This window comes from Paenibacillus sp. FSL L8-0435, from assembly GCF_037965655.1.
Lineage (GTDB): Bacteria > Bacillota > Bacilli > Paenibacillales > Paenibacillaceae > Paenibacillus.
Window position 1 is genome coordinate 1676099 of sequence record NZ_CP150185.1, and the last position, 12909, is coordinate 1689007.

Below are 12909 nucleotides of genomic sequence, written 5' to 3' on the forward strand. Positions count from 1 at the left end.
CCTCAACGTTGATCACCATATTGGGGGGTTATCGTGACTAAGGATTCGTGTATACAGATTAGTTATCTGAGACCGACATGATGGGGATGAAATAAAGATGATACTAGGACTATACAGAATCAAGGGATTGATTCGCTATAGACTGTAATCGATTAGATGTGATAATATTTCCTGCTTATATTTGGGGGAAATATGCGTGAAAGCAGATTATCCCTCTATTGCCATTCCAGTGTTTAATTCGTATAGCTATTCTTTCCAACAACGAACGAAGCATCGCAAAAACCAGTATTCAGCTACCGTGATACGATAATTAACGATAACTACAGGTGAGGGTATACAAAGAATACGATGACATCCGATAACACAGCATTCCTACTGTGGGCATACGCCCTTGATCGCTAAAAAGGATTTTCAAGCGCGTTATTAAGCGATACATTCAAACAGCTAAGTCTAACGACCCGTTCCCTACGGTCACTTAAGCTGCTTGAACGTCAGAAATGCCAAACGTTATACAAAATTGCCGAAAGGATTGATGGACGTTGATTCAAGGAGAATTAATTTATAAAACAATAGACTCTTTAAAGAAAAGATTAGAAAATAATAAATTACTAGAACTACAACTTCATGAAGGTTATTTAACTCAAGCTACCTGTCAGTTTAATGAAGCAGCAGATGAAAGTGATTTATTGGAATTCCAAAGGAAGTTAGGGTATAAACTTCCCAATGATTATCTTAACTTTTTGAAGATAACCAATGGTTGTTCATTATGTGACCATCCGCAATACAGTGGAGAATCATATTTATATAAGTGGCAGGGTATTGAAGAATCAACGTACGAGGAACCAACTGATGGGTACTTAAAGATAGCCTATATATATCAAGATAATATAATAATTGATCTGAAAGCATATAACCAAGGCTCAAATAATTACTTAAAGGTTAAGGGGCACATAGATCATTTTCATGAGTCGAGACCCTTGAATATGAACTTCGAGTTGTGGTTCGAACGATTTATTATCAGTCAAGGAGATAAGTTTTGGGAATGGTCAATATATACGGCAGAAAATTATTATAGATTAAGAGGATAAAATATTGAAGGAAATTTCTGAGGAGTACTTTCAAACTAGAGGATTCGTGAATACAGGAATGTTATGTGGAATTGTATTGAAAGAGTTGGAGTAGGTGAGTTCAGTGGTGGAGAGGAAATTTAAAAGTCATTTTTTTTATATTGTTCTACTGTCAGTTCCATTTGTAGTAGGAGAGATTTTACTTTTATTAAAATATCCTAACACCGGATTAGGCAGGATTATAAGCTTGCCCATGACCTTTATGATGAATGGTGTGATTATTCTGATCTCATCTAGTTTAGTTTATTATTTGCTTAAATACACCAGACTTAGAGTTGTTGGGCGAGTTATTCTAGGATTAACGATATGTTTAACACTTATCGTAACAGTGTGGTTGTATCCACAGGATTCATCCAAACATATTTCAAAAACCATAGTAGAAGATATTAAGAATTTATGGATTAAATGAGGAATTCGCTTGGTATATATTTTCTGATTAATTATTATTTCTAAAGAATCCATACATCAATTCTTAAAGAGGTGAATCTCCTGAAAGACAAAACCAAAGTGATGGCCTATTTTTGTTTATTTGGAGATGAATTCGATCCGAATCATGTAACTTCAATACTTAAAATTGAACCTACAAATACGGCTTATAAAGGCGATATAATCAACAAAAAGCAGCGAATAAAAGAAACATCTTGGACATTAGGTACGGATTATGAAGAATCATTAGATGTAAATCACCAATTAACAAAAGTAGTCGATGTATTAAGAAACAAAGTAAAAGAGATCAATTCGATTCGGATTGAACATCGATTAAGTACGAAATTTTTCATTGTAATAAGAATAGTAGAAGGGAAAACTCCTGCTCTTTATTTCGATTCTGATTTTATTGAATTTGTTAATATGATTCATGCTGAAATTGATGTTGATTTGTATGCAAATCCATATAATGATGAAAAATTGGAATAAGAAAATAAAGTTGTTTTCCTTAAAGGAGGATCTTAAATAATGAGAAAACGACATTCTATTGAAAAAGCGGAGTGGTCAGAAACAAGAGAGAACCAGTATCACAAAGACTGCAAGGATATGGTATTTGCATTTGGCGATAGACTCATTGAAGTGGATGGCACGGTTTATTTGAAACGAAAAGAAGTCCCAATTAAGGTAATAAAACCTCTTAAACGAAAAACATTTTGGTATGAAACATGGCTAAGGATCAAAGAAATCTACAATACATAGTCTAATATAAATTCAACATGATCGCTTAAGAGCCAGTGAAGGTTGATTAATCATTTGGTGAGTAATATCTGGAGGTAATTGAATGACGATAATTTGTCTCGAAGGTGCCAGTTCTGTAGGTAAAAGTACTACTTGTCAGCAGTTCGCTACACAATATGATGCATTTATTGTTCCAGAAACAGGGTTCCTTTTTGAATCTCCTCAACTTGAAGGTAAGGAACTTATGATGTGGTTACTGGAGAGACAAATCGATAGATGGCATATAGCATATGAGAAGAATCAACAACATGAGTATGTGATTTTGGATGGCGATGTATTTAAGATTTGGTACAGCTGGATATATGGTTCTGAGCACCTATCTTTAGATGAGACAGCGAACTTTTTTAGAAAGAAGTTATTGGAGAATGAAATATCATTACCGGATGCTTATGTACTATTCTGGGCAGAAGAAGATGAACTGCGCAAGCGAAAGGAGATGGATCAGACAAGATCTAGAAGAAATTTTGATAAACATCTACGCATGATTGAACCTCAAATGAGATACTTCCATTATCTTAATGAACTGGTACCAGGATATGTGGGGATTCATAAAGCAGAGACTGTAGCAGATAATATACATCATATTGTAAAGCATAGCGAGACATTACCGGACATAAAAAAATGCGAGAGCGAGATCTTTGATAGAGTAATTGATTTTTACAAGAGTACAACTCCTTAATCTTAGTGTGGCTTTTGATATCAGATCTCACAGCTACTCTAGCTGTGTCTTGGAACTGAACAAATACTGCGAACCAAGGAAAAAGAAATATGCGAGGTGAGTTATGGGCGTAAGAAAAAAATATAAACGTAAAATCGTTCGCTCCAATCGATTATTTTATTGGTATGTTGAACCGGATATTGACGATGAAGGGATAATCAAATTACATATCGTTTCTGAGGATAAGAAGTTAATCGTCACTTATGAAGTGGGACAACACAGTATTAGGAACAAGCCCCCATTTATAGTCATCATCGGAGAAGAATTCGAAGGCTGGACCAAAGAATATATAGGATACAGAAGAGTACTAACACCGAAATGGAGCGATGAGATCATCACGCCAAAATGGATAGGTAAAATTATTGATTGGTGCCTCTTGAAAGATAAAAAAATAAACATCGTTAATTGGAAAGGTGAAATTCTCCAACCTCTCTCCTAAATGGAGTGTAATTGCATTTGAGAAATAACTTAGATTCGTGTGGACTCTTTTGAAAACGCATACGTGAAAAAAGAGATGTAATTAACATTTAATATAAAAGGAGAGAAGCTAATGCAGATGAATCGTGGATATAAGACTGTTAACAAAGTAATCGCTTGTGTTCTGTCATTCATATTTATCATTATGGCAATAGCGGTACCTGCCCACGCTGAAGAGAAACAGGTGGAGACTACACCATCCAGGATTCCTTTATCCAAGTTAGAGGAAACGATTGATGCTTATGTTGCCTCGTATGAGAAGTATACCGCTGCCGTTTCGGTTGTGGCTATCAAAGACGGTGAAGCCATTGTGAATAAGGCATATGGTTACGCAGATATTGAGAATCAGCGAAAGGCGGATACCTCTACTGTGTTTGAATGGGCTTCCATCTCGAAACTGTTGGTCTATACGAGTGTGATGCAGCTTGTCGAACAAGGAAAGCTTGATTTGGATACGGATATCCAAGAATATCTGCCAGAGGGATTTTTCAAAAAGCTGAAATACGATGATCCAATTACCCTAATGAATCTGATGCATCACAATGCGGGTTGGGAAGATCAAACAGCGGCCGGGGTGTTATATTACTCCGAGAAAGAAACGTTAGAATTAGGAGAAACGTTGCGTAAAAATGAGCCGAAACAAATCTATAAACCGAATAGTATAGTGGGTTATTCGAACTACGGCGTTGGTCTAGCCGGTTACATCGTGGAAGAGATAAGTGGCCAACCTTTTTATGAGTATGTAAATCAACATATTTTCGAACCGCTACATATGAACGACACCTCGATTCATCCAACGGGGCAAGATCATCCAGACCTAGTACAAAGAAGGAATGAGATTGAAGGGTATACAAAAGATTTGAAACTGATCCCTCAGAACAGAGGATACGTAACCTTTTATCCTGCTGGGGCAGCGATTGGGACAGCAGAAGATTTAGGGAAATTTCTTGCAGCGCTGATGCCTGTGGATGATAGCAATGTATTATTTAAGAACAGGGATACGTTGAACGAAATGTTGTCAACAAGTCTATATTATGAAGGTACTTCTACTCCGCGATTTGCGCATGGGTTTGTTGAGATGGAATACTGGGTGCCTACACTGATGCACGAGGGGAATTTGAAAGCATTCTCCAGCAAAGTTGTCTTTGATCCGGAATCTAAATTTGGGATGGTCGTCATGACAAACCAGTCTTTTGAAGAAATTTATGGTTATGGACTTATTAAAGAAATTTTCGGTGATAACGCCAATTCTAATAGAGTTACTTCGGAGGGGGGAGGATATTTTCAATCCGCACGACGGGCAGCATCTAGATTTACTAATTTATTTACGGCCCTTGATATAAAGAAATTCACAAAAGCTGAGTTAAGTAGTTCTTATAACGTTGTCGAGCATAATGGTGTTGTTGAGAAAATTTCCTTTACTCCTTACATTGATTATTTGCCAATATCGAATGTAAAGGTAAACTTGATTAAGATATCTTTTATTCCTGCTGTGCTTGCCGCCATTTTCAGTTTATGTGCTTTGATCGGTTATTTAATCCGGATGCTTCTTAAGAAACTAAATAAACGAGGAAATCCTACCACCAATTTTAATAAATATCATCTTGCAATTAACTTTGCAGGTGTGGCACTCCTTCTTAATCTTTTCATCCTACAAACGAAGTTGAGGTTTCCAAATTATCCCGCTTATTCTTCGTTACGCATCAATTTAATGTTTAATCTACTTTATGTGGTTCTAGCAGTGGCGTATCTTGGCTTGCTTATCTACAAACTGCGGAAGAGCAGTTACAGCGAAAAGCAAAAGCTGATGTACATCATGTCTGGCATCTCGGCTGCTATCTTGGCTGCTTTTATTGTGGGATGGAATTTGTATGTTTAGAGTGGCAAACGCTGAATGTAGATATTTCAAGTATTACAAAGGCTCGCGGATGACTCATATATAATTGGTATTAAGTGGGATCAATTAGAAGGAGTAAAGGCAGCAGTTCCTTATCGAGGACTGCTGTCTTTGTGTAAGTACGCCTTTTGGCAACGTGTGCCTCGGTATATTTAAGGGGAATCAAGATCATCCTATTTTTTGTCTCTCAAAAAAAACATTCTAAAGAAACTGTAAATGACCACTAGAATATTCAATAATAATAGACCTATATATCCATCCGTTAACTTTGTTCTTTCAATCCACTTATTCACTAACTCTCCGGTGAGAGCTTGTTTTTCTAAATATTTATTTATATCATTCTGATGGATTTCATCCATATATATTAGTGGAAACTCCATACTGTTGGGAGAAGCAGCTAGCGGAGGATAGAACTCTACCCATTTTTGACCAGCCCATCGATCATACTTATAATTAATGTTTCCGCTGGAATCAAGGTTGTCCCATCTGAGGAAACCCAATAGTAATAAAATAAAAATCGTGACGATGCTAAGTACTAATTTCTTGTTTTTCAAATAATCCACATCCTTATATTGCACTAAGTATAACTATTTTTCAGATATACCTAGTGCTTGTGGGGTATAAATTTCTAAATCCGTCCTATTATTTTAACTCTTCTTTGATCTCTTCAACAAACTCTATCGCATTTGTATCTTTAAAATCTTTAAGCGTTTTAGAATTTGTACTAGAACTAACAATACCGTTATTATCCACTTGCCATACTCCATCATTAAAGTTATAGGACCAATAGAAGCCATCGGATGTACCGTTTAACATTAAAACAACTTCATCATCCGTTTTTATTTTATCGGTACTTTCTGTTCTCTGTAAGTAGGTTATTTCATTCCCAATTAAATCTCCAGAAATCACCTCTTCAATCTTAACTTTCACAGGAGAAACTAAATATGAAGTATCAACTTTGGGATTAGAAATACCGGACTCTCGGCGTATCTCAGGCATCTCTTCTATAACAACACCTTTAACAATCAACTCAGGAATTGATAATTCTTCAGCAATAGAGTCGCTCTGAATAGTTGCAAAATGATTATCAACATCGTGGTCATGTATTGATGAAGAGTAAACATAACCTAAGCCAACACTAAACGAAATACAAACAATTGAAATCAGAATTTTTCTCATTTTTTCCACTCCTATTTATATACACTGTTAATATCATTAATATCTGTTGACGTAGGTGTTAAGGAAAAATTATTGTCATTCCACATACTTGTTTTCATAATTGAACTTACTCCTATTAAACTGTTATGGCGAATAGTAAAGGCATGACCAAGTTCATGAGCTATAACTCCTCTTCTTCGATCTTGTTTTGTAGATGATAAAAATCCTCCAGTATCTTTGGCTATATTAATATAAATGGCAGCGTAATCAATACTGTTAGATGAAGTGCAATTATTTGTTATTAAGTTAGTAGCACAAGCAAATGTACCATCATATGGTTGTGTCCACGCATATGTGTTTGATCCCCAGCCATTATTATTCCATGTTTGTGCATTAACGGCCCTAATATCAATATTAGATGAAGCAAACGAAGCTGTTGATAAGTTTAAATTTGCACTTGTGTTCTTCCATCTGTTAATACCTTCCGTTAGGTCTGTAGAAGTATAATCTCCACCGGTAGCATATTCAGTACTAATTTTAACAGTTAATTTTCCTGATTTGATAAATGAACTTTTCCACTTGTATGGTTCCATTTGAGCGAAAACATTTGAGCTAATGAAAAATGTAGTAAAACAAACTAGCAATAGACTTAGTGCGAATTTCAAGTTAATTTTCACAATAATCCTCCATTATTTTCTAATTACTGGCCAGTTTTAACATATTATCATATTATATTTATTTTTTATATACTAAAATGTAAAATTTTATTTTTTATTCAAGGATTCTTACATTTATTATAGTAGGTGATAGGTGTTCTATGACGAGAATTATGGTTACGCCAGAGCAACTTTTAGCAATTAGTAAACAGTTCTTTACAGCTTATAGTACTCTTCAACAGATGAATGAAGTCTTCTGCAAAACATGACTGATATTGAAGCGAACTGGGATGGGAGTACTAGAGAAAGGTTCTATTACGATTTCAAGAAGTCACAGCTTGTTATGACTGAAGTTGTTACACTCATCAGTTCAATATCAACTGTGTTACATAACCATGGAGGACGATTTCTCCAAGCTGATCACGGGTCGGAAGGGCAAGTAGACGTGAACTGTTAACCACCACCGCCGAATGCTTGTGGTCTACAGGAAGGTATAGACGATCGGAATGCAGTTGAGAAGTCTGTAGATAGTTTAAAAGAGCTAGGACAAGCAGTTGTACAATCGGCAGATGACCGATATCAGAAGAGATATGATAGTGTAGGTGGATTTCTGGATTACTGGACATTTGGTATTCCGAGTGGACTTGTAAATGGGTATGTTAATCGAGCTGACAAAGCTTTTGAGTCGCCTCGAGACACACTGAACTGGTTGACATTTGGGGTCCATGGAACGATTAGAGAAGCCGTTTTGCCTACAAATGCGTGGTCAAGTGAACATTGGGCAAGTATGCTTGGTACTGGTGGTATGGTATTAGGGGTAAGCTCTGTTTTCAAACCTAAGCTGCATATCGAGACCTCTATCAAATATGAGGGTGCAGTCGATTTTAGACAGATTTTAAGTGACGGACAACGTAATGAGATACCGTTGGCGGATAGCCAAAAGATTGAGATTAAACAGTACTTAAACAAACTTGATTTCCCTGAGGAGAACATTTTAATCCCTCAACCTGGTTATTATGATACCTGGAATACAGGCATGATGTATAATCGCTTGGTCATCAATACGGATGTCTTACCAGCAGCAGCCCCAGGAGTAGGGATGCGAATACTCGTATTTCAATGAATGCTACATTAGCTCACGAGATCGTTGGGTATTATGAGGCTTCTATTGCAGGTAGAGAGTTCCCACTTTATGATCTTCCTCCCGAAGTTATCAAAAGAAACTATGCTCTTGATGAGGCTCAGGCAAGTATCCGGGCAGCAAGGTTTGCTCCTGAACTCCATTCTACTGAACGATATGCTTTATTAAGAGATGCAATGGTTAGACTACGTAATGCCGATCTCAAGGTGCGAGGTGTCAAAGGCGAGCTATTCATAGATCAGAGATAAGGAGGCCACAGAATGGAAACTAAAATGCTGTTTGGCGTTGGCTTAGTCTTCGATACACCCGAATTCGGAACCATCGTTATGGGGGCCAATGAAGAGTTGGATGAACTACTTCCTTCAACAATCAAAGAGATGATCGGTGACCAGATTATCATCAAAAAAACGGATGGGGAAGAGCAAGTATTTGAAGTTGTTTCTACTCAAATTAACCATACTATAGCTGGCAAGAAGAATATCGGTATATGTTTGGGAAAAGAGATATCCCCAGACGAAATACCTGCGGGTTCAATCGTCTACTGTTATCAATCCAAACAAATTGATCAGTAGTTCAGGCTTGGGTAAAGATGCTACGAAGTGGCGGTTTGCTATTGAACTTGCTTTGCGCATCTCTACTTCTAAACATCATATATGATTCCGAAAGCATCGGAAGGTCGTCTGATTCCCTATGTGATGAAGAAGGGCCTTTCTTTTTTGTTTTTCAGAATTTCGGAGAAAACATAACTATTCAAATAAGGGAGAGTTTCTGATGATTGAACATGCTAAATATGAAGAAGGATATTACTATAATGAAAGGTTCCACTGATCCACTTCACATTCTGAATCGCATACAACCCAGCATATATTCCGTGTATTCGCCAAATTACGGGCAGACAGTGGGAATCCAAACTGAAAGTATGGATCATCCCCTACACCATTGCTGCTGTTCAGGAGTTCATCAACCCAGTTCGATCCAAATGATGTTCAGATTACTCCGGAGCAAAGAACCGTTGCAGAAGGCGCTAAAGTTACGAGGATACAGTCGGAAAACGATTAAAGCGTATTGTAATCAGGTCGAACGTTTTCTGAGTAGCTTTCCGCTAAAAGGTACAGATGTGACTACATCCAACGTTGAGACGTATTGTTTAGGTTTGCTTGAGCGAGGGATCTCCCATTCGAGCGTGAATCAGACGATTAGCGCTCTCCGCTTTTATTGCAAACATGTGCTCCTTCACCCTACGGATATCCAGTATATTTCGTCCCAAGAAGCAGACCAAGCTTCCACAAGTGTTGTCCGAAAAGGAAGTTGCTTCATTACTCAAATCCGTAACCAACCCTAAACATAAGGCCATATTGTCTCTGTACCTATTCTTCCGGGATTCGTGTAGGTGAAGTTGTTCGTCTGCGTTGCAGCGATCTTGATATTGAAAGGCAAACACTCATCTTGAGACAGGGGAAGGGGGAAAAGGATCGGAGGAAGATTCTTTCAAGTCTTGCTTGGGATATGGTGCAGAATTAAATACATAGCTGAATACAGACCCAATCGAAGGCTGTTCCGGGACAATCTTCTGATCGACATCTTACCGAGCGGAGTGTGCAGAAGGTTTTCGAAGAAGCTAGACAGCGTGCAGGAATTGTAAAAAAGGTAAGTATTCATGCTCCGAGACACTCCTTCACCACTCATTTGCTGGAAAACGGGACAGATCTACGATACATTCAGGAGCTACTGGTCATACGAGTGCACGAACAACTCAGCGATATACGCATGTTAGTACGAAAAATATTCAGCGTATTCAAAGCCCACTGGATCGTATGGACATGGGAGATTGAGTATCCTGATATATCTCCCTTTTTCACCAAATTTTTCTTCGCAAATATCGCCGCATAGGTTATCATATACGTAGTTCAGATATCTGGCAGGATGTGTGGTATTTACGAAGTACATAGATTAATGTTAACTGAAACATCTTTATAAGCATGGTAACTCAGGATAAAAAGTTAATAAATTGATGAAAACGAACAATTTAATTAGAAAGGAACGTTGGAAAATGAAATTGAATAATTTGTATAATTTTAAAAATCCAATAAAACATTTCTTTGATATAGACTCCATGATTCTGCCTGATGACATCTCATCTTTTGAGTTACAAAAACTTTGTTGGTCAAAACCTTTTAACGTTAGAGTGAAAAAGCAAAACGATAAATATCGTACTCTAAAATTACCGAATATATTGAACTTTGTTGCTGCATATGAACATTTTAAAGATTTGCCGAATTTTAATACTATACAACAGATGGACGTGTTACATAAACGATTATCTGCAAATACTGATACTGGTGATTTTGCATCAGGTGAGTATGACAGACACTTAGCAGAAGACTTTAATAGATTATGTATCTATGATTACCTGCTTAAAATGGATATAAAAGAATACTATGGTCGAATCTACACTCATGAAATAGATTTCGAAGGTCATCAAGAAAGATTTTTAAGTAATATGAATCAAGGGGCAACGAATGGATTAATTATGGGGAATTATCTGTCGTTGTTTTTTGCAGAACTAAATTTAAAAGATATTAGCAATGATATAGAAAAAGAAATTATTGAGTTAGGTATAGATTGCGAATTCTCTTATTTTTCTGATGATTTTTATTTTTTCTGCAATAAGAGTGAAGTTGAAAAGATAGTTGGAATTTTTGATAATGTTTTAGAAAATTATCAACTTGAAAGAAATGACGATAAGAAAGAATTATGGACGTATGAAAGTTTTAATAATTACAATATTGTTGAGAGATATTGGAAAAAGGTTATTGCCTATTGTAATTTAAGAATAAGTATGGACCGAGAGAACAATAAACTTTATTTCATAAATCAAATAATATACAGAATTTCGAAGTTGTTTGATGAAAAGCAGAAAAAAGTATTTATCAATAATTTTTTTAAAACTAAATATTTTAGGGAACTAGACTTAGAGTTATTTCAAGTTAAGGATTATGATTACCATCAATTATGTTTCATATGGAAACTGTCACCAGAATCATTGCTATATTCAATTGATAAATTTTCTACAATGAGTGAATTTGATAAAGAAAGGGTAAGAAAGTTTTTCAGTATTAGGTATAAAGAAGCCTTAAAACAACCTTTTCATGAAGAACAGTTATATTATTATTATGCGATAAAAAATATGAATTTCTCGCAAATTTTAATAGAAAATAAAGATGCAGTACTTTTATCAGAAAACCAATTATTAATTTCATTTTATTTAAAAGATGGTTCATTTAGTGAGTGCGATATTGAAAAACTAAAAAAGTACATCGGTGAAAGATATTGGTTTCAAAACTATCATTTAATATTATACACAAGTGATTTACGGGATAACTTAGAAGATTGTATTAATAAATATCTAATTCCGGAATATGCAAAGAGGGATCTTCAAAAACAAACTTATGTGGATTTTTATAAAAAAAACCTTGAATTAAATAACTCTATACTTAGAGATATATCAAACGTTAGAACTGAAATTGAAAATTATATGGAATTGAGAATAGAAGAAATTGAAGGAAGGTTCGAAGAAGATAATGATGCATAAAGTAACATATGATCAGTGACTTATTACTATGAAGAAATACAAAATGAACTATTGAAAATCTTTTAGGGTAGTTCAGGGTGCCAGATGCATCAGTTAACATTATATTCACGCTGCGGTGCTTACGCCCCTTGATCGTCCGATGTATAATCATGGAAGATAACTCGAACGATACACGAGCCGGCCTAAGATAAGAGCTATCTAAGGCCGGCTCGCGTCGTGAATACTGGAACGTTATCCGAAACCGCCAAGCCCTATGAAGAATCATTAAGGGCAGAATGCATGAAAAAGATATGGGACAATCTATAATGATCATTGAAGTTGATGGTTACTACTTACAGTGTGTATTGGCTATCGACCGGAATCTTAGTCACGAACAACTTCGGAAAGCTATGTAAAGGAAAAAGAAACGTGTTCTACAATAAAAGATATACCAATCAAATTAAAAGAATATTTAAACCTTAAAGAAGTACAACATCCTGAAAGTCTTAGAATAGATTATGTGATAGACACAGATACAGGTCGGATTTATAAACCCGTTAAATAAAAGAACAATTAACAAAGAAAAGTATGATTTGTATACTACTCAAAGAAGTCAGAAAGCCGTTTGGCTCTCAATTAGATGATATATTTAATTCATTATGTAAAAGAAGAGCATCCTTAAACCCGTGTAAGTAGATTTCACGTTCTAATATTGTATGAACAGAAAGGTCTGCGTCATCGTAAAGAAATAGAGTTCTATGCATATCCTGAGGTAAAAGCTCATGTAACTGTTTGAAGTAATGATTCCGATCGGATGAGAATTGATTATAGATGGAGTTGTTTTTGAGAAGATCGCTATATACCGCTTCAATGCGATTACGAATCAACGAATCAAGTAAGACTTCTAAAGAATTGTGCATGAATGATCACCGTCCGTCAT

Annotated in this window: 14 protein-coding genes and 1 pseudogene; 11 read left to right on the forward strand and 4 right to left on the reverse strand. The window is 36.0% G+C overall.

What is annotated here, in order from left to right; genetic code table 11:
• Positions 1–539 precede the first annotated feature (539 nt).
• The 6 genes from NST33_RS07570 to NST33_RS07595 all read left to right on the forward strand — a co-directional run bounded on the left by NST33_RS07570 (position 540) and on the right by NST33_RS07595 (position 5425).
• Complete coding sequence (locus tag NST33_RS07570; protein WP_339307407.1) at positions 540–1088, forward strand: SMI1/KNR4 family protein; 549 nt, start codon at positions 540–542, stop codon at positions 1086–1088.
• A gap of 519 nt (positions 1089–1607) precedes the next feature.
• On the forward strand, positions 1608–2042 hold the full coding sequence (locus NST33_RS07575; RefSeq protein WP_339307409.1) for a DUF4279 domain-containing protein: 435 nt from the start codon (positions 1608–1610) through the stop codon (positions 2040–2042).
• A gap of 39 nt (positions 2043–2081) precedes the next feature.
• Positions 2082–2312, forward strand: coding sequence for a hypothetical protein (locus tag NST33_RS07580; protein ID WP_339183123.1), 231 nt, complete (start codon positions 2082–2084; stop codon positions 2310–2312).
• 82 nt (positions 2313–2394) lie between these two features.
• On the forward strand, positions 2395–3030 hold the full coding sequence (locus NST33_RS07585; protein ID WP_339307411.1) for an AAA family ATPase: 636 nt from the start codon (positions 2395–2397) through the stop codon (positions 3028–3030).
• Between the two features lie 103 nt (positions 3031–3133).
• Positions 3134–3508, forward strand: a complete 375-nt coding sequence (locus tag NST33_RS07590; protein WP_339307413.1) for a hypothetical protein — start codon at positions 3134–3136, stop codon at positions 3506–3508.
• A 111-nt stretch (positions 3509–3619) separates the two neighbouring features.
• Positions 3620–5425: a serine hydrolase domain-containing protein gene (locus NST33_RS07595; protein ID WP_339307415.1), complete on the forward strand. Its 1806-nt coding sequence runs from the start codon at positions 3620–3622 to the stop codon at positions 5423–5425.
• Positions 5426–5616: 191 nt separating this feature from the next.
• Here the strand turns inward: NST33_RS07595 and NST33_RS07600 are convergent, their stop codons facing one another.
• From NST33_RS07600 to NST33_RS07610, 3 genes are all read right to left on the reverse strand, one after another.
• Complete coding sequence (locus NST33_RS07600; RefSeq protein WP_339307417.1) at positions 5617–5997, reverse strand: hypothetical protein; 381 nt, start codon at positions 5995–5997, stop codon at positions 5617–5619.
• Positions 5998–6085: 88 nt separating this feature from the next.
• Positions 6086–6622, reverse strand: a complete 537-nt coding sequence (locus NST33_RS07605) for a hypothetical protein (protein WP_339307419.1) — start codon at positions 6620–6622, stop codon at positions 6086–6088.
• A gap of 11 nt (positions 6623–6633) precedes the next feature.
• Positions 6634–7278: a hypothetical protein gene (locus NST33_RS07610; RefSeq protein WP_339307421.1), complete on the reverse strand. Its 645-nt coding sequence runs from the start codon at positions 7276–7278 to the stop codon at positions 6634–6636.
• 688 nt (positions 7279–7966) lie between these two features.
• Here NST33_RS07610 and NST33_RS07615 point away from each other — a divergent pair.
• From NST33_RS07615 to NST33_RS07635, 5 genes and pseudogenes are all read left to right on the forward strand, one after another.
• Complete coding sequence (locus NST33_RS07615; protein WP_339307423.1) at positions 7967–8380, forward strand: hypothetical protein; 414 nt, start codon at positions 7967–7969, stop codon at positions 8378–8380.
• A 278-nt stretch (positions 8381–8658) separates the two neighbouring features.
• Positions 8659–8970 carry a hypothetical protein gene (locus tag NST33_RS07620; protein WP_339307425.1) on the forward strand — a complete coding sequence of 104 codons (312 nt, stop codon included), beginning with the start codon at positions 8659–8661 and terminating at the stop codon, positions 8968–8970.
• Positions 8971–9380: 410 nt separating this feature from the next.
• Positions 9381–9740, forward strand: coding sequence for a phage integrase N-terminal SAM-like domain-containing protein (locus NST33_RS07625; RefSeq protein ID WP_339308639.1), 360 nt, complete (start codon positions 9381–9383; stop codon positions 9738–9740).
• A 62-nt stretch (positions 9741–9802) separates the two neighbouring features.
• A pseudogene (locus NST33_RS07630) lies at positions 9803–10288 on the forward strand (tyrosine-type recombinase/integrase).
• A 121-nt stretch (positions 10289–10409) separates the two neighbouring features.
• Positions 10410–11990: a hypothetical protein gene (locus NST33_RS07635; protein WP_339307427.1), complete on the forward strand. Its 1581-nt coding sequence runs from the start codon at positions 10410–10412 to the stop codon at positions 11988–11990.
• Positions 11991–12601: 611 nt separating this feature from the next.
• Here NST33_RS07635 and NST33_RS07640 read toward each other — a convergent pair.
• Positions 12602–12889 (reverse strand): hypothetical protein, encoded by a 288-nt coding sequence (locus NST33_RS07640; RefSeq protein WP_339307429.1) that lies wholly within the window; start codon positions 12887–12889, stop codon positions 12602–12604.
• Positions 12890–12909 lie beyond the last annotated feature (20 nt).